30 protein-coding genes and 1 other RNA gene are annotated in these 24,192 nt (G+C 36.4%); 12 read left to right on the top strand and 19 right to left on the bottom strand.

From position 1 onward, the window contains the following. Positions 1–1,864: 1,864 nt before the first annotated feature. Positions 1,865–3,295: an MATE family efflux transporter gene (locus DET49_RS13375; protein ID WP_133548572.1), complete on the bottom strand. Its 1,431-nt coding sequence runs from the start codon at positions 3,293–3,295 to the stop codon at positions 1,865–1,867. Positions 3,296–3,660: 365 nt separating this feature from the next. On the opposite strand from DET49_RS13375, the gene DET49_RS13370 reads away from it, so the two are divergent. After that, positions 3,661–3,876: a type II toxin-antitoxin system PemK/MazF family toxin gene (locus DET49_RS13370; RefSeq protein ID WP_243729668.1), complete on the top strand. Its 216-nt coding sequence runs from the start codon at positions 3,661–3,663 to the stop codon at positions 3,874–3,876. Between the two features lie 205 nt (positions 3,877–4,081). Here DET49_RS13370 and tnpA read toward each other — a convergent pair whose 3' ends face one another. Both tnpA and DET49_RS13360 read right to left on the bottom strand, forming a co-directional pair. After that, a complete protein-coding gene (gene tnpA, locus DET49_RS13365) occupies positions 4,082–4,360 on the bottom strand; it encodes an IS66 family insertion sequence element accessory protein TnpA (protein ID WP_133548571.1) in 279 nt (92 codons plus the stop codon). Between the two features lie 161 nt (positions 4,361–4,521). Beyond that, entirely contained in the window at positions 4,522–5,370 is an 849-nt protein-coding gene (locus tag DET49_RS13360) for a helix-turn-helix domain-containing protein (protein ID WP_243729666.1), read from the bottom strand. A gap of 97 nt (positions 5,371–5,467) precedes the next feature. On the opposite strand from DET49_RS13360, the gene DET49_RS13355 reads away from it, so the two are divergent. From DET49_RS13355 to DET49_RS13330, 6 genes are all read left to right on the top strand, one after another. After that, a complete protein-coding gene (locus DET49_RS13355; protein WP_133548570.1) occupies positions 5,468–6,028 on the top strand; it encodes a sugar O-acetyltransferase in 561 nt (186 codons plus the stop codon). 2 nt (positions 6,029–6,030) lie between these two features. Beyond that, positions 6,031–6,507, top strand: a complete 477-nt coding sequence (locus DET49_RS13350) for a cyclophilin-like fold protein (RefSeq protein ID WP_208109652.1) — start codon at positions 6,031–6,033, stop codon at positions 6,505–6,507. A gap of 12 nt (positions 6,508–6,519) precedes the next feature. Next, positions 6,520–7,020, top strand: a complete 501-nt coding sequence (locus DET49_RS13345) for a cupin domain-containing protein (protein ID WP_133548569.1) — start codon at positions 6,520–6,522, stop codon at positions 7,018–7,020. 68 nt (positions 7,021–7,088) lie between these two features. Then, entirely contained in the window at positions 7,089–8,252 is a 1,164-nt protein-coding gene (locus tag DET49_RS13340) for an aldo/keto reductase (protein ID WP_243729665.1), read from the top strand. 126 nt (positions 8,253–8,378) lie between these two features. Beyond that, a complete protein-coding gene (locus DET49_RS13335) occupies positions 8,379–9,413 on the top strand; it encodes an alpha/beta hydrolase (protein WP_133548568.1) in 1,035 nt (344 codons plus the stop codon). A 748-nt stretch (positions 9,414–10,161) separates the two neighbouring features. Further along, complete coding sequence (locus DET49_RS13330) at positions 10,162–10,734, top strand: hypothetical protein (RefSeq protein ID WP_133548567.1); 573 nt, start codon at positions 10,162–10,164, stop codon at positions 10,732–10,734. 307 nt (positions 10,735–11,041) lie between these two features. Here the strand turns inward: DET49_RS13330 and DET49_RS13325 are convergent, their stop codons facing one another. Both DET49_RS13325 and DET49_RS13320 read right to left on the bottom strand, forming a co-directional pair. Continuing rightward, on the bottom strand, positions 11,042–11,374 hold the full coding sequence (locus DET49_RS13325; protein WP_243729663.1) for a PIN domain-containing protein: 333 nt from the start codon (positions 11,372–11,374) through the stop codon (positions 11,042–11,044). Positions 11,375–11,435: 61 nt separating this feature from the next. Beyond that, entirely contained in the window at positions 11,436–11,891 is a 456-nt protein-coding gene (locus DET49_RS13320; RefSeq protein WP_133548566.1) for a helix-turn-helix domain-containing protein, read from the bottom strand. Positions 11,892–12,175: 284 nt separating this feature from the next. Between DET49_RS13320 and DET49_RS13315 the strand changes: the two genes are divergently transcribed. The 3 genes from DET49_RS13315 (at position 12,176) to DET49_RS13305 (ending at position 13,187) form a co-directional block, all read left to right on the top strand. Then, the gene (locus DET49_RS13315) at positions 12,176–12,445 is read left to right on the top strand and encodes an AbrB/MazE/SpoVT family DNA-binding domain-containing protein (protein ID WP_133548565.1); all 270 of its coding nucleotides are present in this window, start codon (positions 12,176–12,178) and stop codon (positions 12,443–12,445) included. Next, positions 12,412–12,735, top strand: a complete 324-nt coding sequence (locus DET49_RS13310; RefSeq protein WP_133548564.1) for a type II toxin-antitoxin system PemK/MazF family toxin — start codon at positions 12,412–12,414, stop codon at positions 12,733–12,735. The genes DET49_RS13315 and DET49_RS13310 overlap by 34 nt, the downstream gene beginning before the upstream one ends. Positions 12,736–12,845: 110 nt before the next feature. Beyond that, positions 12,846–13,187, top strand: coding sequence for a hypothetical protein (locus tag DET49_RS13305; protein WP_133548563.1), 342 nt, complete (start codon positions 12,846–12,848; stop codon positions 13,185–13,187). A 64-nt stretch (positions 13,188–13,251) separates the two neighbouring features. Here DET49_RS13305 and DET49_RS18755 read toward each other — a convergent pair whose 3' ends face one another. The 5 genes from DET49_RS18755 to ssrA all read right to left on the bottom strand — a co-directional run bounded on the left by DET49_RS18755 (position 13,252) and on the right by ssrA (position 15,145). After that, positions 13,252–13,494, bottom strand: a complete 243-nt coding sequence (locus DET49_RS18755) for a tyrosine-type recombinase/integrase (RefSeq protein WP_243729662.1) — start codon at positions 13,492–13,494, stop codon at positions 13,252–13,254. A gap of 22 nt (positions 13,495–13,516) precedes the next feature. After that, entirely contained in the window at positions 13,517–13,759 is a 243-nt protein-coding gene (locus tag DET49_RS18750; RefSeq protein ID WP_243729661.1) for a hypothetical protein, read from the bottom strand. A 108-nt stretch (positions 13,760–13,867) separates the two neighbouring features. After that, a complete protein-coding gene (locus DET49_RS18745; RefSeq protein ID WP_243729659.1) occupies positions 13,868–14,140 on the bottom strand; it encodes a phage integrase SAM-like domain-containing protein in 273 nt (90 codons plus the stop codon). Beyond that, on the bottom strand, positions 14,121–14,333 hold the full coding sequence (locus DET49_RS18740; RefSeq protein ID WP_243729657.1) for a hypothetical protein: 213 nt from the start codon (positions 14,331–14,333) through the stop codon (positions 14,121–14,123). Before DET49_RS18740 ends, DET49_RS18745 begins: the two co-directional genes overlap by 20 nt. Positions 14,334–14,744: 411 nt before the next feature. Further along, positions 14,745–15,145: a transfer-messenger RNA gene (gene ssrA, locus DET49_RS13295) on the bottom strand. A gap of 191 nt (positions 15,146–15,336) precedes the next feature. On the opposite strand from ssrA, the gene DET49_RS13290 reads away from it, so the two are divergent. Next, the gene (locus DET49_RS13290) at positions 15,337–16,542 is read left to right on the top strand and encodes an NAD(P)-dependent oxidoreductase (protein WP_133548562.1); all 1,206 of its coding nucleotides are present in this window, start codon (positions 15,337–15,339) and stop codon (positions 16,540–16,542) included. Here the strand turns inward: DET49_RS13290 and DET49_RS13285 are convergent. The 6 genes from DET49_RS13285 to DET49_RS13260 form a co-directional block, all read right to left on the bottom strand. Next, positions 16,539–16,940: a DUF2809 domain-containing protein gene (locus DET49_RS13285; protein ID WP_133548561.1), complete on the bottom strand. Its 402-nt coding sequence runs from the start codon at positions 16,938–16,940 to the stop codon at positions 16,539–16,541. The genes DET49_RS13290 and DET49_RS13285 overlap by 4 nt on opposite strands. A gap of 79 nt (positions 16,941–17,019) precedes the next feature. After that, complete coding sequence (locus tag DET49_RS13280; RefSeq protein ID WP_133548560.1) at positions 17,020–17,787, bottom strand: oxygenase MpaB family protein; 768 nt, start codon at positions 17,785–17,787, stop codon at positions 17,020–17,022. Between the two features lie 23 nt (positions 17,788–17,810). Beyond that, a complete protein-coding gene (locus tag DET49_RS13275) occupies positions 17,811–18,008 on the bottom strand; it encodes a hypothetical protein (RefSeq protein ID WP_133548559.1) in 198 nt (65 codons plus the stop codon). Between the two features lie 130 nt (positions 18,009–18,138). After that, entirely contained in the window at positions 18,139–18,423 is a 285-nt protein-coding gene (locus DET49_RS13270) for a hypothetical protein (protein WP_133548558.1), read from the bottom strand. 71 nt (positions 18,424–18,494) lie between these two features. After that, on the bottom strand, positions 18,495–18,803 hold the full coding sequence (locus tag DET49_RS13265) for a winged helix-turn-helix domain-containing protein (RefSeq protein WP_133548557.1): 309 nt from the start codon (positions 18,801–18,803) through the stop codon (positions 18,495–18,497). Then, a complete protein-coding gene (locus tag DET49_RS13260) occupies positions 18,803–19,444 on the bottom strand; it encodes a hypothetical protein (RefSeq protein ID WP_133548556.1) in 642 nt (213 codons plus the stop codon). The genes DET49_RS13265 and DET49_RS13260 overlap by 1 nt, the downstream gene beginning before the upstream one ends. A 117-nt stretch (positions 19,445–19,561) precedes the next feature. Here DET49_RS13260 and DET49_RS13255 point away from each other — a divergent pair, with 117 nt between their 5' ends. After that, positions 19,562–20,392, top strand: a complete 831-nt coding sequence (locus DET49_RS13255) for an endonuclease/exonuclease/phosphatase family protein (protein WP_208109650.1) — start codon at positions 19,562–19,564, stop codon at positions 20,390–20,392. Positions 20,393–20,472: 80 nt separating this feature from the next. Here DET49_RS13255 and DET49_RS13250 read toward each other — a convergent pair whose 3' ends face one another. From DET49_RS13250 to DET49_RS13240, 3 genes are read right to left on the bottom strand one after another with little or no spacing between them, the layout of a single operon-like run. After that, positions 20,473–21,330, bottom strand: coding sequence for a universal stress protein (locus DET49_RS13250; protein WP_133548554.1), 858 nt, complete (start codon positions 21,328–21,330; stop codon positions 20,473–20,475). 11 nt (positions 21,331–21,341) lie between these two features. Continuing rightward, complete coding sequence (locus DET49_RS13245) at positions 21,342–22,967, bottom strand: BCCT family transporter (protein WP_133548553.1); 1,626 nt, start codon at positions 22,965–22,967, stop codon at positions 21,342–21,344. A gap of 23 nt (positions 22,968–22,990) precedes the next feature. Beyond that, positions 22,991–24,082 carry a hypothetical protein gene (locus DET49_RS13240; RefSeq protein WP_133548578.1) on the bottom strand — a complete coding sequence of 364 codons (1,092 nt, stop codon included), beginning with the start codon at positions 24,080–24,082 and terminating at the stop codon, positions 22,991–22,993. Positions 24,083–24,192: the final 110 nt, after the last annotated feature.

Genomic DNA, 24,192 nt, shown 5'->3' with positions numbered 1-24,192 from the left:
TCAAAAATGAAGAACAAAAGGATTTAGTAAACCTCTTCGATTTAGATAGAAATCTATCTTAGAAGCTCGGGTGTCCCCATGCACAAAACAGGAAAAATAACGCGAAAATTATTATTTGAATTTGGAGTCGGTTTAGGCTTATCTAAAAAGCAAATTGAGGGGGCCTTTAAACGCTTTCAAGAATTAAAAACCGATGCTAAGTTCCTAATCGAATCATCTTTTTTGAGTGGGGGTTTGCAGGAAGCCTATATCAATATTTTAGAACAGAGATATAACGTTCTAATAAATGAAAAGTAGTTATCCTTTAAATGAGTCATAAGGCTATATATCAAGGCTGTGGAGTTCTGAGGTTTAAAAAAGTACAATTCAGAATGTAATAAAACAATCTTGTCTAATGAATTTTAGGTTAGTGGAAAAACCTATGAAATTGGCAGGCATTAGACTATAAATTTAAACCATTACCTAAGTAGTTAGCGAGAACTTTGATTCAACAGCAGGTTTTATAGTTTAATGCGTCTGAAGAGATAACCCTGAAATTTCAATATAACTGAAGAGGAATATTATATAGAACCAGGCTGGAATGCGGTTGGATTTAAATATTTGTAGATAAATAAAGTCTTTCTAGATGACCTCAGGAATCCGGAAATAGTATACAGTTCTAAAGAAGCTGAAGGTTTTGTTGTTCTTGGAACTTATACTGAGTTGCTAAGCTAGATTCAGAAAAATGGCCTCCCGAACTTTATCAGCTTCGCTAATGATATGGTATTAAATGAAGTTGGAGAGGTGGCCGCAGATCGATATGCGGCTGCTAAGTGGTTAGTCTAGGAGAGCGAACTCCATTTACAAAATTTGAAATTTAAAGTCCACTCTGCTAATCCTGTTGTTGCTGAGCAGATTTGGCCCTTACTGAAAAACTTCATTCAGTTATTAGCTTTTAACTTGGTATTCACAAACTGTCAATCCTAAGAAACCAAACTTTTTATCCAACAAGAATTAATCTCTGATTTAAATACCCAATTTACAACAGACTAACAGAAGAAGTTAATGCTCAGGTTAAATGGACAGAGAACTTTAAATACTTAGATAGTATCGAGATTTATGACATTACCTATTTAAGCAACGAATTGAAAGTTAACGGAATGTTGGTAAAACCAAAGAAAAAAGGAAAATATCCTGCTATTATTTTTAATAGAGGGGGAAATAGAAATTTGTGTATTTCCTTTGCATTATTTTCTTGGGGAAATCATTGTCTGTAAGCAGAACAATTTTTATATATGCCGAGAAGCAATGAAGGCATATTATCAGTGCATGCTGTATTGGTGATGATGGACTGCAGTTTTCCTGGCTACCTACCGAAAACGCTGTATAGGCTAGGCTTGCAAATCACCTAAAGGAACTGTAGAAAAGACCCATGGTACAGAGCGTTTAGGTAAAGGTAAACTACGAGTTTATCTGGTAAGAATAAAAGCGAACGAAAGGGAACCACTGAAGAGGTGAGCCCTTATATCATAATTCCCTAGTGATGCAATTGGATAATGCCGGGTTAAAATAAAAACTTATTGGGGGTAAAGGACATAGATGAAATTAAGACTATTTCTGATGAAATCTTTTTTGCCAATTTGGAAAGATTAACCCTACTATTATTTATAGTAATTACCCTTTTGGTTTATATCGCCTATAGAAAAAGAAAAAAAAATCTTTTAATATGAATACAGAACCTTTAAAAATAATGATGTTGGTCCAACTTTTTGTTACTGCTGTGATGTTAAATTGCTTCTGGAAAGTGCTGAAAAAACCGGGAAAAGAATAAATAATTTAATTGACGTGAAATTAAATTCACCTTTAGGAAAAACTCTTTATTGCATTAAATGGAAATTAGTAATGTTCTACATTTTCCCCGGGTAAAAATCCATAAGGTAAAGATACCGGCGCTTGTTTCTGAAAAAAACACTGCCCAAAATACTCCCGAGTAACCCCAGTCTTGATAAATGGCCAGGAAATAGGCCAATGGTATCTGGATTAACCAAAAAAACACAAAATTAATTTTTGTTGGAGTAGTGGTGTCACCTGACCCATTAAATGCCTGGGTAGTAACCATCCACCATCCATAAATAAAAAAGGAATAGGAAAGGATCTCCAGCCATTTTCCTCCAACTTTAATTACTTCGGGGATATCTGAAAAATATCCAATAAGCGTTTCATTAAAGAAGTAGAACACTACTGAAACCAGGAGCAAAAAGAACATATTATATTTGCCGATTTTCCAGATGCTCGATTCTGCGCGTTGGGGATCTTTCGCGCCCAGGTTTTGCCCCACAAGGGTAGTGGCTGCATTGGAAAGACCCCAGGCCGGCATCATACAGAAAAGCATTATTCTAAGTGCAATGGTGGATCCTGCCACAGCTTCGCTTCCTATATCGGCCAGGATTCGCATTAAAAAGATCCAGGAAGTCATTCCGATAATCATTTGTCCAATACCGCCCATCGATGTTTTTATAATAGTGAGCATAGCCTTTGTATTCCAGTACAACTGTGAAAATTTTACCTGTATATGTTTGCCCCCTTGAAATAATATCCATAGCTGCACAATGACCCCGACGCTGCGTCCAATATTGCTAGCAATGGCAGCACCTTCAATGCCCATGGACGGAAAGGGACCCCATCCAAAGATCAGCAAAGGGTCCAAAACAATATTGATCGCATTGGCGATTCCCAAAACCCACATCGCTATAGCGGCATCTCCCGCTCCGCGAAATACCGCATTAATAACAAACAACAACATAATTACCACATTTCCCCCAAGCATCCACTGCAAATAAGAAGTGCCATAAGTAAGTGTCCAGGAGTCTGCACCCATAAGGGTTAATAGTTCTTCAGCATAAAAAATTCCAGCTATCGAAAATGGTATAGCCGATAAGATGGCCAGGATGATGGATTGCACCGCAGATTCCGATGCATTTTCTCCCTTCTTTTCACCGATACGTCGGGCAATGATGGCAGTAACTGCCATAGAGAGCCCCATGCCAATGGAATACAACAAAAATAAATAAGTTTCAGTAAGACCTACAGTGGCTACGGCTGAAGCGCCAAGTTTACCAACAAAATAGATATCCACAAGGGCAAAGGTGGATTCCATTACCAATTCAAGAATCATAGGAACGGCTAAAAGAAAAATAGCTCGTTTGAGGCTGATTTTGGTATAATCGACCTCGGTGCCTTTAATTGCTTCTAAAAGTGCTTTCCAAATATTTCTTTTGGGAGGCTTAACAGATATGGGGTGAGTGTTTTGGTCCATTACCCAATGGATTAAATAAAACCTTGATTTTCCTAGGAAAGGTAATTCAAAAAAGTTTTGCAAAGCCGATGTTTAATAAATTTATTTAATTAATCGGTTCAACAAAAACGCTCTTAGGGTAGGTGTCTTTAGGCTAATTTTTCACAAAAACTTTCCACAGTTTTTCTGTATTCAAAACTGGAGCCAGAAAAAATGAAGTCAAATTTATATAAAGATATTTTGTATTTTGGATAAGTGCCCTGTCACCTTTCGTTTCAGTACGTAAATTTGGAGAGCTTATATTTAGATTTTCGAAGGTTGAAAATAATGGTACTGGGGAGAAACTCATTCCTGATGTTTTTTCGGACGAAGAACTAGATGAATGGATGTTAAAACAATACGATATTTACTGGATGAGTCTTGATCCAACTAAAGGAAGCGAAATTAATAAAACTCGTCCCGGAGTGGTTATAAGCCCTGACGATTCTAATAAGTTTCTAAATACGGTGATTATAGCACCCCTGACATCAACCTTTAAAAATTTCCCGATACGATTGGAAGTTTCCCTGAACGGAAAAAAAGGGCAGATTGCCCTGGATTAAACCCGATCAATAATAAGCTGCGTTTGTTAAATAAAGCTGGCAGCTTAAAGTCAAAGGAAATAAAAAACCTTAGAAAAATACTCCGGGAATTTCTTACTGAATAAACTTAAAATTGTCAACCCAATTGTCAACGCTAAATAAAATGCCTGTAAACATTGCTGCTATAAGGCTATATAGTGGAGATGGGAGGAACCTAAGGAGAACATTAATACAACTTAACTAACCGGGCAATAAGTCCCAGGTCCGCAGCATTCATTTGGAGTTTAACCCCGTTGGGATAAATAAGTTCCAGCTCCCCCGATGAGGAGTTTGATCCTTTGGTTACCTCTACAAATCCCCCGGGCTGATCTTCGTCTTTCTTCTTGCGGATCCAGTAACAAAAGGTGGAAGGACTGATTCCTTTTTCTTTGCTAAAGGCTTTTGCCGAAAGGCCGCTATTACGATATTCATTAACTAAAGTGTACATTTCTTCCTGTTTGCTCATAATAAATATTATTTTAGAGCAGCAAAGCTACCGGTCGAAAGTCTGCTAATCAAGATGCAGTTGGTGGGGTGGATACGTGAATACGAGTACAATGATAAATTTCACCTCCTAATTTCAGGAAAAATAATTCACATAAATTTGGTTGATTAAACAGGAGATTCTTACCCCAACCTATTGCGATATTCACTCGGAGTTACACCCAATACTTTTTTTACATATCGCGTGAAAAATGACCGACTTGAAAATCCCATTTCATCAGAAATCTCTGCGATATTTAGATTCTCATTTTGTAAAAGCAGGGTAATACGTTCTTTAGCAAATCGTTGAATCCATTCGGATGCGGTAATTCCAGAATTCTGTTTGGAAATGGCATTCAAATATTTCGGGGTTATATTTAACTCATTAGCATAAAACTGGACTTCACGCTCTTTCATACAATGATCCTGGACCAGATTCCTGAATCTCTCATACAAGGTTCCGGTTTGTAGACTGCGTTTTCTGCGTTCATACTCCTTAGCAAAGGTGTGCCACATTTCGAGAACGAAAAGTCTCATTTGTAGTTTCAGAGCTTCTTCATAGAATTGATGTTCTATATCCTGAAACTTATCGTTCAATAAATGGAAATTAGATAAAACGCGTTGCCTATCATTCTTATTATTCAATTGTTTAACCGGGTATTGACGGGAATGTAAGGTTGCATCAATACCCCAGTTTTGGTCAGGAATATTATTGGTCAAAAATTGATTTTCTACGAGTAGAATTGTCGCAATAAAACCTTTTGAAAATTGTATATCTGCCAATTTGCTTTTAGCAAACCAAAACACAAACTCATTGCTTTTGCATTTCATCTTCACCTCGTTGAACAAAAAAGTAATACTCCCACGATGACAAAATAAATGTGTGTGATAATTTACGTGAAAGTCTTTTGGAAAATCTTTTTCGTTTGAAACTTTCAGCTGGATAATTCGCTGAGGATTAACAGCTTTCGATTCTATAAAGTCATTCTTCAAAATAAGTAATATTTGACATTAATCAGGTAAATAGTGTTACAAATGTAGTGAATCTATTTCCTAATTTTGTACTGTTAATCAAAAGAAAATCAACAGGATGGAAGCAGATACGGTATTTCAGAGATTATTGAACGGAGAAGGTATTTCACCTAACGACCCTGAAGCTTATAAAATGCGGGAAGCTGCCTACAATACGAAAAAATTGTTGTTGCAGATGAATAATACATCTGATCCAACGGAAATCAGAGGTTTTTTAAGTCAAATTACTGAGCGTGAAATTGATGAAAGTGTTGCTGTTTTCACACCGCTTCATATCAATTATGGAAAAAATACTAAAATAGGTAAAAATGTATTCATCAATTTTGATTGCACCTTCTTGGATTTGGGCGGAATCACCATTGAAGATAATGTAATGCTTGCACCTAAAGTCTGTCTGCTTTCTGAAGCTCATCCAATTTCAGCCAAAGACAGACAAACGCTTACGGCTGGCAGAATCCATATTAAGAAGAATGCCTGGATTGGTGCAAACGCTACGATTTTGCAAGGAGTAACCATTGGAGAAAATTCAGTTATAGCAGCTGGGGCGGTGGTATCTAAAGATGTACCTGATAACACCATTGTTGGTGGCATACCTGCAAAAATTATTAAAAAAATTTAGTAATGAACAGGACCATGAAAACAATGATTTTTCTATTAATGAGTCTTTTCTGTTTACAGTTGTTTGCCTGTACACAGGAAAACAACCTTCAGCCGGATAATAACCAAATTGAAACCGAAAATACGGAGTTAATGGAAATAAAAATTCTTATTGGAACATCTTCCTTTTCAGCTACACTTGAAAATAATGCTACAACAAAAACATTTATTGAACGCTTGCCTTTGACGGTTACTATGACCGATTTGAACAATAACGAAAAGTATTTTGATTTACCAGAAAATTTACCTGCGAATGCTTCTAATCCCGGCACTATACAAAAGGGGGATTTGATGCTGTACGGCTCCAACACATTGGTACTTTTTTATAAATCATTTTCAACATCGTATGGCTACACTAGAATTGGAAAGATCAATGACCCCGAAGGTTTGGCGGAAGAATTAAGTTCGAGCAAGGTTAAAGTGACATTTGAAATAAAATAGAACAATTTAGATATGAAAAAATTAGGAATAGTAACAGTTACAGTCTTAATGTTTTTGGGACAATCCTGCAACACGAACAAAGGAGAGAAACAGGAAAATTTGAATGCAGAGGATAACGAATTGAACGCAATTTTCCCTAAAGGCGAAAAAGGTTCAGATGAATATTTTACAGGGAATGCTTATCCTGTTGGTCTGGTGGAAGCAGATTCCATACATACAACACTTGCCGGTAACGTATATTTTGAACCCGGTGCCAGGAGCAACTGGCATTCGCATCCCTCGGGGCAAATACTAATCATTACCGATGGAGTTGGGTACCACCAAATTGAAGGTCAGGAAATTGAAGTTATCAAGAAAGGAGATGTGGTAAAATGTCCACCGAATGTGCGCCACTGGCACGGGGCAAGCCCTGATGTTGGTTTACAGCAACTATATTTTATACCCAATACGGAAAAGGGAATTGTGGAATGGATGGAGCCGGTAACAGATGAAGATTATAACAAAACGAAGTAGTTGCCTTACCATTGCTTCGTGCGTTATTAGAAGCTATATTTTAAACAAACTTCTTAAAAAAATCAACCGTGAAAAAGAATATTAAGAGCCACCCGGAAAATAAAAACGCAGATTCTAACAGTAGAAGAGGTTTTTTAAAATCAGCCTCTTTATTGGGTTTAGGAACGATGGCTGGAGGCCCCATGATGAGTTATGCATCCAATCCTTTGATGACTGAAAATAAAAAAGGAATCGGTACCATTTTAAACAAAAAGCGAAAATTAGGCTCAAAGAAAAATCCGCTTGAAGTTTCTGCCATACAGCTGGGCTGTATGGGAATGACTAATGGACGTGGTATCCATCCAGATCACCAGACTATGGTTAATCTGATAAGACAGGCTGCAGATCGTGGCTGTGATTTCTTCGATACTGCCGAAGTTTACGGCCCCTATGTTAACGAAGAATTAGTTGGAGAAGCCCTAGCGCCTATACGAAACAAGGTCGCCATTTCTACAAAGTTTGGTTTTGATATTGAGGGTCCAAATGTTATGAACAGTCGGCCAGAGCACATTCGCAAAGTTGCAGAGCAATCACTCAAGCGCCTCAAGACCGACCGTATTGATCTTTTCCTTCAGCACCGGGTTGATCCCAACGTTCCCATTGAAGATGTTGCAGGCACTGTAAAAGATCTAATTAAAGAAGGAAAGGTGCTGCATTTTGGCCTTTCTGAAGCAGGCGCTCAAACCATCAGAAGGGCACACGCTGTTTGTCCGGTTACGGCAGTGCAAAGTGAGTATTCTTTTATGACCAGGCTACCCGAAGAGTTCATCTTTTCAACGTTGCAGGAATTGGAGATAGGCTTCGTAGCCTATAGTCCGCTTTGCCGCGGTTTGCTGAGTGGAAATTTAACCGAATACTCCGATTTAAACACTAATGACATTCGAGGTTCATGGCCTCGGTTTAAGCCCGCAGCCTTGAGATCGAATATCCGAATTGTAGAGGCGTTAAATGAGTTTGGAAAGACAAGAGGCATGACCACATCTCAAATATGTATAGCGTGGATGATGTCAAAATATCCTTTTATTGTCCCTCTTCCTGGCACAACCAAGCTTTCACATTTAGAAGAAGATTTTAGAGCGGCTGACTTTACGTTGACGCAGCCCGAAATTGACGAGATCGAAAGCAAAATCGCAAAAATAGGTGTCGTAGGTGATCGCTATGATGCACTACAACAGTCACGGGTGGAATATTAGCCGCTAATAAAATATTTGGTAGCTCTGCGGTGTACTCTGCAACAAAAGCTTTCCATTGTTTCCACACTTAAAAAGAAAGTCGATTGGCAACAGCTGAGCGATGATTAGTATAAAAAATAATAAGCAATGAAAAATTCAATAATAATTATGGCTGCTCTGTTCATTTTTGGACAGGCATTAAGCCAAAACGAACAAAATAATTCACAAATGAGAAATAAAGATGAATACACTTTTCATTTAAGTGAAAAAGTTACCCGTCAAAAAGTAACCTTCAAAAACCGTTACGGAATTGAGCTAACCGGTGATTTGTATTTTCCTAAAAATGGAGGAAACAATTTACCCGCTATAGCTATTAGCGGCCCATTTGGAGCAGTAAAAGAGCAATCATCAGGATTGTACGCTAATCAAATGGCAGAACGTGGATTTGTAGCTTTAGCATTCGATCCATCTTATACAGGTGAAAGTAGTGGTGAACCGAGAAATGTGGCATCTCCAGACATCAATACCGAAGACTTCAGTGCTGCCATAGACTTCCTTGGGTTACATGAAAATGTAGACCGAAATAAACTTGGTATCATTGGAATTTGTGGCTTTGGTGGTTTTGCGTTAAACGCCACTGCTGTTGATAAACGGGTAAAGGCAGTTGCAACCACCAGTATGTACGATATGTCACGAGTTAATGCAGAAGGATATTTCGGCTCTATGACTTCAGAGCAACGAACCAAAACCTTGAAAGAAATGAGCTTGCAACGTTGGGAAGATGCAAAGAACGGAACACCAAAATATCCAGAAAATGGATTGGGTCAGACTAATGAAGATTCACCACAGTTTGTAAAAGAGTACTACGATTATTATAAAACAGAAAGAGGTTTTCATCCTCGTTCGATAAATTCAAATGCAGCCTGGACAGCCACAAATTCTTTGTCTTTTATGAATATTCCGCTCTTGACATATATTGAAGAAATATCTCCCAGACCAATGCTAATTATTGCAGGTGAGAATGCCCACTCGAAATATTTTAGTGAAGATGCTTACAAAGCAGCATTAGAACCTAAAGAATTAATAATTATTCCAGATGCAGTCCACGTAGATTTATATGACAAAATGGATGTAATTCCTTTTGAGAAATTGGAACGATTTTTCATTAAAAACTTGAAATAATAATATGGTTAAGTTAAGTGGACTCCTTTTACATTTAGAAAGAAAATTGTGTTCAACCTGGAAGCTCAGAAGGAGTCACTTTTTCAATAAAAAAATAGTATTAGAGATATCATCATAAAATAAACGTTACCAAAATTTATTTAGATTAATTCTATATATAACTGATTACGGGATTTTCCACCGATTTCAACCGGTTGATTGATAACTGTAATTATCGGAAATGGGTCAGCATTATTTTCTATTTTATTTGCATTCAAAAAGGGTAGGGGTGTAAGGATGATGTTTGCATATGGTTTAGGAGATACCACTATTTTCTTTGAAAAGAAAAACTATGATCTGAAATTCAATCTGGCGGACTTCATCGAAAAATTTCGAGTGGAATGAAGCGCTCCGATTTTTCATCGGGTTAGCGTAATGGAGGTCCCAATTTCTTCGATGGTGTCCAAGAACTTTGTAGAGAAGCGCTTTTCCCGGGATGAAGCTTTTGCGAAATGTAGTGGGAATGGGCTGAACGGGCTTGATAGATATAACTATTTATTCTACTCCTTTATATCTAGATGTAGATTTGTATTTCAAAATCATCAACAACCTTAAAACTCCAGGAGAAGTCTGTGCAACTCATAATTTTATTGCAATGGAGACTGAATGGAGACTGATTTGTTATAGAGGCAGTATATTACTCATAATAAATAAAAGTATATTAGGTGTGATATAGTGAGTTGCTTTAATATTCACAAAAACGCGTTATATGAAAATAAAAGACTTATTCATTTACGTAATACTCTTTAGTTTCATAAGTGGGTATTCTCAACAAGACTATTCATATGAGTTAAAAATAATGTTTTCCGGTATGATAGAAAATCATAAAATTGACTACCAGAAATCAGAAAAAGAATCAAGAATTATTGTAAGCCGACTTGTCTCAATCTCTTCGAGCAGTGAAGATGATTACCAAAAAATGAAACAATTAATTGCGGAAAACAAAAAAGATGCTTTAAGAAAAGTAATTCAAATTACAGAAAAGTATAAAGAATATAAGAGAGATACTTTAAATATAGGATCTCAGAATTCTTTAGAAAAAACGGTCACTGACTTTGTTCAAAATTGGAACAGAATAAAAAATGATATGGAGTCAAACCCAGATAAAAGAATAATTTTGGACGGCTATGGGGTAGTTATTTTTCTAAAAACGAATGATCTTAATTATGACCACATTTCCGCAAGAAATCCGAGTTCCACTTCTCATCCCGAGATATTTGATCTAATTTCAAAAATGAAAGCTTTTTATAAAAAAGAGGCTGAAAACCCAATACTCGAATAAAATACTACAGTTAAAATCGATTAGAGAAAATAGCTTAGGGTTAGCTTAAATTTTATAATTTAGAACTCTAATTTGAAACCGGTTTAACCACAAGTTGTTAGCTCATCCCTACACGCTACTTCCCTTAGCGTGACTGTTGGCTACAGTTGTTATAGGCAAGCGTGCAAATAATTTGCTGTATCCTTTAAACCAAGATCTCTTAACCGATCAAGGATTTCAAATTCATCCAAGTCAGGATTCGTCCTATTCATAACAAGTTTTTTGAAAGCTTCAACTGCTTTTTCAGGATTTAAATCAATTATATCAGTTAAGAAACATCACTAGATTTGGCACTTAAACCAAAAGATGCTAAATAATCTTTAGGAAAATCTTTCAAATTTTCCGTCACAACAATATTAGCATTGGTTTTAATAGCTGCAGCCAAAACGTGTCGATCTTTTTCATCAGGTAAATCTAAACTTTCTATTAGTTGCTCATAATTATTAACCATCGCATCTGGGAATGCTCTATTAGCAACATTGATCCGTTTAAGTCTTTCCTTTTCTGGAATACCTTTTCTCTCCATTACACTATCCCATTCGTCAAAAATATGCTGACTCCATTTGGGAGTAAATAATTCGTAATAAGCAAACCAAAACATTAAATCTCTAATTAATAGAGGATAAATTACATTGGTGTCCAGGACACATATAAAGCGAACACTATGAATCATATAATCCGGATTCCTCGTCTGATTTCATCATTTGAATAATTAGATCTTCCTGCTCTTTCTTCATTTGATCCTTATAATCAGAAACATCCTCGAACTTAACTCTTCGATGTTTACCAATTTTCGTAAATGGAATTTTTCCTTCCTCTAGTAATTTCACAAAATGAGGTCTAGAACAACCTAGAAATTCTGCTGCTGCCTGAGTTGTCATTTCTGCAGCAATTGGGACTATAGAAATTGGTTTTCCATCACCCATTGCTTTTAGAATTTTAGCCAACAATTTTAAGGCTTTTAGAGGAATTCTAATTTTTTCTCTAGTTTCTTCTATTTCAATTTCAGGAGATTTATCTTTGATATTCTTCAATACTGCCTCCAATGCATTATAAGATTCAAATGCTGTAGATTGTTCTTCCTTAGAAGGTCTTTTTATATTATTTAATTCTTCCATTGCTCCAGTTGATTGATTTAATACAAAATTAAACGAAATAAACGAAACAATCGAAATGAAATAAAATATTTAACAAATAACTGTAGCCAGCGATTCATCGCAAATAGACGGCACCGTTAGTAAGATAATCATTAAATTCACCAATAAACCAAGTCTAATCCGACAAAGCCACGTTCCGACAATTTGCTATAATATAGACCGTTGGCATTAATAATCTCAAAACACGAACTTAATTTCATAAACCAATTAAAAGTAATAACCTTGTATTTACAAAAAATAAAGTTATGGAAGCTTCAATTATTAAAATTGGAAATTCAAGAGGACTAAGATTGAGCAAAACAATTCTCGAAAAGTACCACATTAAGGATAAAGTGGAACTGATCTTGGAAAAAGGGCAAATCATAATTCGACCTATAGAATCTCCACGAAAAGACTGGGAAGAAAAATTCAGGGAAATGGCAAATAATAATGACGATGCGTCTTTGATGAATGATGTTTTTGAGGATGAAAATTTTGACGAATGGAACAAAAGCAGTATTCTATCATTCTGGTAAATCTTGATCCAACTATCGGAAGTGAAATCAAGAAAAACAGACCTCGTGTGATTATTTCACCAAACGAAATGAATAAATATTTGGGAACTATCGTTGTTGCTCCAATGACTACAGATCTCAAAAAATACCCGACCAGGATTACGATAAAAATAAATAATAAAAAAGTAATGGTAGCAATTGACCAAATTAGTACAATTGACAAGCAAAGGATTGTAAAAGTCCTTGATTCTCTAACCAAATCGGAGATTCGAAAATGTAAAGAAGTACTAAAAGAAACATTTGTGGATTAAGTATTGATGCTCCAAGAATTGAGGTATTGACAAAGTACTATTGCTTTAAAATCAATTTTTTATGTTAAAAAATATTACTTTTATAGAACTGGTCTGTAAATTAAATTCTAATGTTAGAACTGGGAAAAGTTTATTTACCAACGTGGCTTTCATATGATCCGGAAACAAATATGATTTCCCTGGATTTGCCTGAAGTTCATACTCCAGATTATTTTAAGAACGTTTTCTATTCTCTACAATTAACTTTTAGTGGGACTCGTGTTTCTATTATGTATTATGGTGAAGATGATACTTACCTCTCACAGGTTCTTTACTTTGAAGATTGGGATATTGCCGGGGGAGATTTAGAATTAGAAAGTTTCGGTAAAATTCAGGAAAGAGCATTGCGGGCCCTGGGTAATTATATTCCAGACCTTGATAGGGAGGTATACGATCTTTTTAACGAAGAGTAGACTAAATTTAATAGTGAAAGTTTTTCACTTAGAATTATAAAAAACGACCGACTATTTTTTCTTCTTAGAATTGGTTTTTTTTTGAGTCTTTAGCGGCTTTTTCTTCTAGCTTCTTCCTTAACGCTTTCATATCCTCACTAATTTTTCTATCCACAATTTTTGCGTAATGTTGGGTCGTTCTCAGATCCTTATGGCCTAGCATTTTACTTACAGACTCTATAGGCACTCCATTGAAAAGTGTTACAGTAGTCGCGAATGTATGGCTGGCCAGGTGCGTGGTAAGTGTCTTATTTATTCCACAAAGCACAGCAATCTCTTTTAAAAAAGCATTATAGTTTTGATTTTTTGGGGACGGGAAGAACTAAGTCCGCGTCTTTTACTCTTGGATAATCTTTATAGCGTTCAATAATCTCTTCAGTTATTGGAAGTAAGGGGACGCTGGTTATAGATTTAGTTTTCTTTCTTTTTGTTCTTATCCATCTTCCATCATCTATACCTTTAACAATATCCTTTTCAGAGAGTTTCTCTAAATCACCAAAAGCCAAACCGGTATGACAACTCAAGACGAACATATCCCTCGCAATTTTTAAAAGGTCAAATGAAGTTCTTTTTCAACCAGGGCTTTTACTTCATCTTCATTTAGGAATTCCCGATCTACGGTTTCATATTGAACCTTATAATTATAAAAAGGATCCCTGTCCATCCATTGATTGGCTAGTGCTATACGAACTATTTTTTAAAATTGTTGCGTATTTCAAGGCTGAGTTATGATTACACTTTCTTGAAGTTTTTAAAAAATATTCAAATCTTGTAATAAACTGGTGGTCTATATCTTTCATTCGGAAATCCTCGGTTTTATAAACCTCCTTTAGAAATTGCTCAAGGTGGTTATAACAGGTCCAATATCGCTTAGCGGTGCTCTTAGAGATACTTTTACCGGAAAAGCGATCCATTTTCATTATGCTCTTTAAACACCTCTAAGGTCATTTTAGATTTATGTTTCGTTTCACCTTTCAACTCTTTAATCATTCTGGAAGAAGTGATCATTTCATCATTATCAGATAGTACCTGGTGAATCTTATTTAACCTGTGTCGAATATTGTTGATATGGGTATTGATCTCTTGAGAGATGTGATTATTTCCCATCACTTTCTCTTGTTTTGAATTCCATTTTTCGGGCTCTATCCTTCGTGTGATACTATATTATTTTCTCTTACCATTTACGGTAAGCATAAGATATATAGGGGCTAAGCCTCTTTTATTGATCTTTGAATTTAATAGGTGAAAATGTAAGTGAAAGTCAGTTCTCATAATAATGAATTTTTTAGGTCTCGATTCGTAATAAATATATCTAAAAAAGGGTCTCGATAGAAAATTTTAACTTTGCTTAAAGATTTGTAAAATAGGGGTTTATATGTCAATCGAGACCTATTTCTCAATTTTAAAATAGGTCACCGAATTGGTCTCGATTTATTTGATATAATTTGATATCCTTAAAAACAAAAAACCCCGTAAATCCTAGGATTCCGGGGTTTTTGTTTGAGTTTGGTACTCAAAAAGTGGAGTCGGAGGGGTTCGAACCCTCGTCCAAACAAGCAATTAAATTGCCTTCTACACGCTTAGTCTTCGTTTGGTTGTCGATGCAAAGCCGGCCGAAAACCACCAACTTTGCACGTATCCTCAATTAGATTTTAGAACTACATCAAGGCCCTGTAGTTCCTAGAGTTACTTTATCGGTGCCTCATGTGCGGGCGCCGTAAATCAAGGCTCCCGCGAGACATCTTGGCTCCCTACCTTGTAGGGACTAAGCAAATCCTACTGTGATTCGGATTATGCAGCCAAGGCGTAGTTATCTTCGCCGTTTAAAAAAGTGTGAAATATGAGATTTACGAGCTATATCCCAGCGCTCGACGTGCTTACAACTCAATTAGACTCGCTGTCAAAACCAAGTCGACCCCATAAATTAAAGAACATTGTCATTTCCGAAAATGTGAAACTCTACTTGCTCTGAACGAGTATTTAGGACATTTCACAGAACATCAAATTTTCAATGATACTTAAGCATAACTAAACTTAAGGCTTGCAAAGATACAATTTTAAATTTATATCTTTGGTAGGTGTTAATTTAGAAACAAAACCCATACCAAATATGATAAAATTTGCATTGATTAAAGAACAAAAAACGCCTCCAGACAGGCGAGTTGTTTTTTCACCCAATAAACTCCAGGAACTCGTAAAGAGGTTCCCTGAAGCAAATTTTAAAGTACAGAGCTCCGATATTAGAATTTTTACCGATAAGGAATATCGGGATGCCGGTTTTAAGGTTTTGGAAGATGTTTCAGATTGTGATGTACTGCTTGGTGTTAAGGAAGTGCCTTTGCCAGCCTTAATTCCAAATAAAAAGTATTTTTTCTTTTCTCATACTATTAAAAGACAGCCTTATAATCGTGATTTATTGAGGGAAATTCTTAAGCTTAACATTGAATTATATGACCACGAGGCTATTGTAAAAGGTAATGGAACCAGGCTTATTGGTTTTGGACGGTATGCCGGACTTGTAGGGGTTTATAATGGATTTCGTGGGATTGGTTTAAAAGAAAAATTATACCAGCTTCCAAAAGTAGAATCCCTGCCAGATCTTGATGCCATGTTGTCAGAACTGGATAGAATTAAAATTCCACCTATCAAGATAGTGTTGACCGGTACAGGTAAAGTAGCCAGAGGAGCCAAGGAGGTTTTAAACCATTTAGGCGTTAAGAAACTAAACGTGGAAGAATACCTTGAATTCCAGGGAGAAGAAGCGGTGTATTGTAATATTGATGTTTTAGATTATAATAAAAGAAAAGACGGTGCCCCAGGAAACCAGCAAGAGTTTTTCAAAACACCAGAAAGGTATGAATCTAACTTCTTAAGTTTTGCCAAAACTAGTGACCTATTTATTTCAGGACATTTTTACGCGGACCAGGCCCCGGTATTTTTTACGGCCAATGAGGCCAAATCCAAGGATTTCCGTATAAAATATATCGCTGATATTTCCTGTGATATAAACGGGCCAATTGCCAGTACCATCCGCCCCTCAACTATAGCGGAACCTTTTTACGGTTATAATCCCCAGACTGAATCCGAAGTCGATTTCCGTGAAGAAGATAGTATCCTGGTGATGGCCGTGGATAATTTGCCCTGTGAACTACCAAAAGATGCCAGTGAAGGTTTTGGTAATATGTTTTTAGAGCACGTGTTTCCGGCTTTTTTCAACAATGATAAAGATGGTGTTTTAGAACGCGCCCGTATGACTCAAAATGGCAAATTAACCAAGAAATTTAGTTATTTACAGGATTACGTAGATGGAGTTTAAGTCCTGTTCCTATTATATTCCAATATAAGACAACCTAAAAGTCCGAGCAGATAAGCCATCAGGTCCCAACCCGAAAAACTGCTTCCAAGGATTATCATAATGGCCTGGGGTGGTTGAGGTTGAAATATTTTTTCAATATTAAGGAGCTGAAGGAACTCTATTGCTAAAGAGAATATCAGTACGATCAATAAGCCTTTAAATACTGAAATTTGGCTTATACTCATCAGAAAACAGTATAGTAGAATAACCACAAGAAAATCTCCAAGGTATGGCCGTATAAAATCATCTTTGATAAAAATGGCGATCAATATTTCTATTAATAACAGCACTAAAAATCCACAGAAATAGGTTTCTCTGTTATTTCTTTTCAATGATTTAAAATCCCTGAATTTATTCATTCTTCTGGTATTAAACAAGAAGCAATTATACACTATGAATATTCATAAAACATCAAAACGCTTGGTTTTAATTAATGGATCATGAGGTCAGCTGTCTGTCTAAAGATCTGATTTCAGCTTTATATTCTGATGGTAGAATTAATGATTTAAGTAGTCCGTCTATTTTTATATTTCTGCTTACTTTATAAATAGGAAGAAGGAGGTTTAATAATGATATCCCCCTTAAACTTAAATAATCACGAACACGCTTGGGTGTTATTAGCTTTTGTGTTTCCAGTAAGAGGAAATATCGAATCGGTCCCAGGTGTTTAAAGTACTGCCGGTAGAGATCTTTAGTAAAGTTGCCGTTAAAAAGATCTTGTTCAAGGTGGATTTGCCTCATAGTTTCAAATTCCGCATAATCCTGGGGTAGACCTTTTAAATTCATTCTTTTACCAACTCTCCAGAAGACATCAAAAACCTCTTGTTTTTCATAGTCACTCAGTGTTCGCTCCAGGATTTCATAAGACCTAATAGAATAATCTATAAGCATAAAAAGAACATCCCGGTACGCCCAGTCTGGAATATTTTTTCCACGATTAGCTTCCACCGAGGAATGTATGGCATTTATATGATCTATGGCCTTAAATGCCGACCTTTCTTCGGAAAAGACAATTTCACGGGCATAGGAGACCGTTGAAAAAAGCCGGGCTAGTGGATCCTTAGGCAGACGGCCAGTATAATAAAGCCAGTCTACTGCCTTATTAAGAGCAAACTCGGCCGAGGCACCGGCGAAAATAAATAGAATAGTATCGCCTTTCCCCCAGATTTCCCGTACTATCGAATTTTTATCTACAAAATACTTCATTCTTTTCTTATTAATGTTCCAGGCTATAAACCATATATTTCCGCAAGGTCTCCTACCGCTAAAGTGCCCCAAAGAACAATCAAGCCAATTACAATTTTCATCCAGAATGGAATAACCCATCCTGTTTTATATTTAAGCCGGGTAGTTAAAGGGGGCGCAAAAATGCCGGAAAACAAAATATAAAAAATTCCTGGTACCGGATGGACCTGGATTAGGTTCATTATTCCGAGTATAAGAAAAATTATGGTAAACACCCAGCATACAACATTTGATAATAATAACCTGGAAATCATCGACAATTGTTTTATAGTGTTAAGTTCTATTTTGGATAGCCTCGGTTCTAATATTTAGTTAGCTTCCTGCAAACGGACTTCCAAAGATGCCAACGGCCAGTTCTGCCCAGATTACAAAAAATACTGCAAGAATGATTCCGCTGATAAGAAGTCGGTTTTGAGTTTTGGAAACCTTTCTCAAAACCAGATCAATTCCCAGTCCTGTAACAAGGAGTAGGATACCCATAATTATGAAATCGGAGGCAGTCCAATTAACTTCGGTAGTAAATTGCATGGCAATAAAGGGAATTAATAAAATTGCTCCCACGATAAGTACAAGGATAAATAGTCTTTTGGTTCTCATAATGATTAGTTTAAAGGATTAATAATAATTAAGTACTTTGAAATTCAAAGTAAGTGGATAAAAAAATAGTTTCATTGTTTTGATTGAGTTTGATTCAATAGGTTTTCAATAGCGGCTATATGTTTTTGAAAATCATTCCGACCAGATTTAGTTGCACTATACCTGGTATTAGGCTTTCGGTCTATAAAGGATTTTTCAACCTTTACATAACCTACTTTCTCCAGGGCTTTTATATGGCTTGCTATATTTCCATCGGTGACTCCTAGTAATTCCTTTAAACTTGTAAAATCCGCATATTCATTGACCATTAGTACACTCATAATTCCCAGGCGTACCCTGTGATCAAAAGCTTTATTTATATTGCTTATTATATTTTTCATTAAGTATTCTTTCTGTCATACTTATTGTACATCCAGATACCATAAACAATATGAAAAAGGCCAAACCCGATTGCCCAGAAATAAAGTCCAAAGTTTAAAAATTGGGTAGCGATAAGGCCAAGGATCATATTTGAATAACCCAGACTTCTAAGGTCACCAAAGGTATATTTGCTTGCGTGAATTAAGGCAAGTCCGTAAAAAATAAGCATACAGGGAGCAATTAGTGAGAAAAGCCCATACTGCAATAATACCAGACAGAAAATTCCACCGGCACCAAGAGGTGAAAAGAAGTTTATAAGTAATCTTTTGCTGGTATTATCCCAAATTTTCTCATTATTTTTTTGTGCTTTTCGCGTGGTCAGAAAGACAGCCGTTCCAATGGCCAGTACAAGAACACCAATGGCTAATATTAAAAACTGAATCACCAATTCCTGGTTAGCAGCATTTGTAATTTCTGGTTCTAAACCTATGATGCTGGAATCGCCCTTGTTTTTTAAAATGGTTTTGGCAAGAACAACTCCAATAATGGCATAACAGCCAGCAAAAACTCCTGCAAGTCCGCTTAAAGAAATGAATCGTGAAGAACGATTCATCATTTGTTTGATTTCGCGAAGATCCTTAATATACTTTTCGTTATTCATTTTAAAGTACTTTGAGATACAAAGTAAAATAAAATAATTGGTTTTCATATATAAAATGTAAAAATAATTAGCGGCCGTTTTTTATTTTTATTCCGAACTTTAGAAAAAATAAAAGAAATGAAAAATCGAGTTTTTTTCCTGTTCTTACTTTTTATAGGAACTACTATGTATGGTCAGGAGATGGAAGTGATGAGCTACAATATTAAATACGCCAATGAGAACGATGGCGAGAATTCCTGGTCTAAGAGGAAAGATTTTATTACTAATCAGATAAAATTCTATGAACCTGAGATATTTGGTGTCCAGGAAGCTTTGGTAAGTCAGTTAAAACATTTCCAGTCAGAAATGAGGAATTATGAATATGTTGGAGTAGGGCGAGACGATGGAAAGGAAGCCGGAGAATTTAGCGCCATTTTCTATGATTCCGATGAATTTAAGGTGCTTGTAGAAAATACTTTTTGGCTTTCGGAAACACCTGATGAAATTTCGGTAGGATGGGATGCCGCAATGGAACGGATTTGTACTTATGCTAAATTAAAAGATAAAAGTTCGCGACAAACATTCTGGGTATTTAATACGCATTTTGATCACATTGGAGAAAAGGCGAGGGAAAAAAGTGCCAAACTTATTTGGGAAAAAATTTCTACAATAAACAAAAAAAATCTCCCGGTAATATTAATGGGCGACCTTAACCTGGAACCTGATACCAATGCTATTGAGTTTTTGTCTGAGAAAATGAATGATTCGAAAGTTGTATCTGAACTTGAATTTGGACCTGAGGGGACTTTTAATGGATTTAATTTTAACGAACCTGTAAACACAAGAATTGATTATATCTTTACTTCCGACGATTTTGAGGTTCAGAAATATGGTGTTTTAAGCGATTCTAAAGATTTAAAATATCCATCAGACCACCTACCGGTAATGGTCGAATTGAAATTTCAATAAGGGAAGTTAATTATCGTCCGGCTAAATTATTTTTGGTCTGACGATAATTAATACTTTTGGCTTCCTCGTTAAATTTAAAGCTATTTAGAGATCCATAAAGGTAATTCGGGGCTTTCCCCAAATAACTCTTCAGTAACACTTCCAACCAAAAGGCTGGAAATATGGTTAGCGCCTTTGTCTGCTACTATTAAGATGTCCACATTATTTTTCTTAGTTCCATCCAGCAAATTCCTGGCTACACTGGAATCTCTGCCAGGAATAATTAGGGTGGTTACTGTTCCTTTATAATTTAGTTTACTGAGGAATTTCTCTCCTTTTTCCCTGGCATGTTTTTCTATTTTTGGTGCCATAGTTTCTTTTGGTAAATAGGGTGAGAATTGTACTGGTACGGAATAGACATGGGCAGCAGTAACGGGAGCTGAAGTGGCCTCTTGAAGCATTTGAGCTATATTGAAAATTTTACGGGATTCCCTTGAGAAATCAGTGCCTGCCCAAATGGTTTTAATCTCGGGATGAAAATTACGTGGCACGGATAAAATATCACATTTAAGCAACCTAAGGAGTTTGTTGCTAATAATTCCAGTTCCTTTTTTCCTGTTCTTATTACCCACTATCACCAGGTCTATATAATATTTGTTGGCGATATAATTAATTAAGGATTCGGTATAAGGATCTTCAGAAATAAGGACTTCCCATTGAACTTCACTATCAAACTTTTGTTCAACTTTTTCATTTAGTTCGTCCCCGATAATTTCATCCAGGTTAATATCTTTTAGCTGCTCATCAAAAAGGGCAGAAATCTCATATTTCTTGATATTATGTACAAAATATACCTTTTTGACTTTTAATTTATCAGCCAGAAAAGAGGCATACTTAATCAGAGAATCATCAATGTCTGAAAGGTCCAATGCAACCAGAATGTTACTGAATTTTTCCATAATGCCTGTTTTTAGTTTTGTTCTTTATTTTTTCCGAGATTTCTTTTTTTGACAATATCATTTACGATTTCTTCATAGTTTTCCATCTCCTTTTGTTCTTTTTTATCTTTCATTTCTACAAGGTCTTCTTTCAATCCTTTGTAGAGGGAATAGCACATAATCAGTAAAATAACCGCAAAGGGTAAGCCGGTGACAATAGTGGCCGTTTGTAGTGCTTGTAATCCCCCGCCAATTAGTAACACTGCAGCTACAGCACCTTCGGTTACGGCCCAGAAGATTCGTTGGCCCACGGGGGCATCAATTTTCCCTCCCGAAGTTAAACTATCAACAACCAGCGATCCAGAATCGGAAGAGGTAATAAAGAAACCAGCGATAAGAATAACTGCAACTACGTTGATAACCATAGAAAGCGGGTAGTCTTCAAAGAAAACAAACAGGGCAGTAGCAATATCATCATTTACCGCATTTACTATACTCATATCTCCGCTAAGTGCCTGGTCAAGAGAAACACTACCAAAGGCGGAAAGCCAAAAGAAAGTTACCAGGGAAGGGACCAGCAACACGCCTAAGATAAATTCTCTAATAGTTCGCCCTTTGGATATACGAGCGATAAACATTCCTACAAAAGGGGACCATCCGATCCACCAACCCCAATAAAATACGGTCCAGTCGTTTTGCCAGGATCCGCCAGTAAAGCTTTCACTCCAGGTGGAAATTTCAAGGAAGTTAAATAAATAGCTTCCTGTGTTTTCTACAAATGATCTAAAAATGAACACCGTAGGACCCAAAACTATGGCGAGTCCCAGCAATAATAAGGCGACCCTCATATTCCATTCACTTAAGAATTTAACCCCTTTGTCTACCCCTAAAACTACAGAAATTGTGGCCACCAAGGTAATTCCAGCAATTAATAATACCTGGGTGGTAATTCCACTGGGAACACTAAACACATGATTGAGACCTGAGGCAATTTGTTGAACCCCGAACCCGAGTGAGGTTGCCAGCCCAAACAAAGTGGCTAGAACGGCGAATATATCTATAGCATCTCCAATTTTCCCATAAATTTTATCACCCAGGAATGGATAAAATATGGACCGAATCGTTAGTGGTAAACCTCTGGAATAGGTGAAATAGGAAAGCGCCAGTCCCACAAGTGCATAAACTCCCCAGGCGTGAAAACCCCAGTGTAGGAATGTGAAATTCATAGCTTCCTTGGCAGCAGCTATAGTTCCAGGTTCCGCCGTAGGTGGAGCAGTAAAGTGCATAATTGGTTCTCCTACACTAAAGAATAAAAGTCCAATTCCCATTCCGGCACTAAATAACATGGCAAACCAGGATAGGGTCTTAAATTCCGGCTTGGCATTTTGACCCCCAATACGCATTTTTCCAAACTTACCCAGGGCTAGGTAGACCAGGAATACCAGAAAGATGTTTACACAGAGAATAAAAAACCAGTCAGCTTTATTTGCTACCGTAGTTTGAATACTGCTGAATACACTTTCAGCCTGTTCTTTAAAAATCAGCGTCAGTGCAATACTTACAATAATGATAAAAGACGAAATAAAAAATACGGGACCGTTTACTTCTAGTCCGAAAATCGATTTTTTCTCATCACTTCTGGTAACTTTCTTTGCCATATTATAGGTTTTCAGAAATTAAATTAAAAATAATATCCAATATTGATATTGAACCTTGCCTCCCATTTAGCATCTGGATTGCCCGCTGCAAAATCATCAACAAAATTACCGCCTAACCAGGAATGATTATATCCGGCAGCATAGTCTATATAGGTATACACCTGACCGGCTGTAACTAGAACTCCTGTAACGTTCATATAGGAATCAGTAAAACGGTTATTATGTTTTTGCATATAACCAAAATCATTATAGAATTCCAAATTTGAAATGGGTCCTATATTTACGGGAATATTTCTCGAAATTGCAAGGGAATATAAGTTAAAATCGGCAGCTACCTGGTAAGGAGCACCATAAGCACCAAAGCTTAAAACTTCCCTGCTTTGGCCTTCAGCATTGATGGGGTTATGCAGGGCTGTTAAAGCCTGAGCTTTTAAATTCCAACGATTTTGAGTGATTTCATAGTGTGCGGCAAGTCCATAATGATATCCAGTTTTTTTGGTATCCAAATTATACAGTCCCCCGTATTGTGCTGACACACCTAATCTATTTGCTGCTATTTCACCAAATTTGTAAACAAATTTTCCATTAAATTGGTTGACCTCTTTATTTCTACCTACCACATCATAGGAATAACGGCTGGTAGAGGCTTCGGTATTACTGCCAAATTGCAGTTCTTCAGCATTCTTGAAAAACGCAAGATGATATTCAAATTTTTCGCCGGCATGAATATATTTAATACCCATATCGTGATCATCTTCTAACCCCATATAATAAGTGAGGTTGAAAAACCAATTATGAGAATTATATTGTTGAATACCAAAAGGGACCTGTGTTAGACCGATTTGAATTTCGTTTAAATCACTAAATCTATAGCCTATCCAACCTTGTTTTAGTACCCCACCGCCGAAAGCATCAGCATAAAGTCTATATTCGGCATTGAGGTAAACCTTTTTGTATGCTGCATTAAAATTAATACGGAAGATATCATAGCCAAAATCACCTCCCCGGTTTTTTTGACCTTCCTTCCAGGAAGATAAATTATAATTATAGCGAAGCGCTCCGCCAACCGAAACCTCTGGTTTTTCCTGAGCCTTTAAAGGAATAAAAAAAAACATGAAGAAAACAGCTAAAATAGAGCTATAGGAGAAGACACCCTCTGAAATTGGTTGGTTTCTCATCTAGATTTTTTTGGTTAGTAGATTTTCAAATAAACTTAATTTAAATT

Origin of the sequence: Salegentibacter sp. 24, from assembly GCF_004362395.1 — a bacterium.
Classification (GTDB): domain Bacteria; phylum Bacteroidota; class Bacteroidia; order Flavobacteriales; family Flavobacteriaceae; genus Salegentibacter.
Note: the sequence above shows the minus strand (reverse complement) of the source record. Positions and strands in the feature narration are given on the sequence as shown.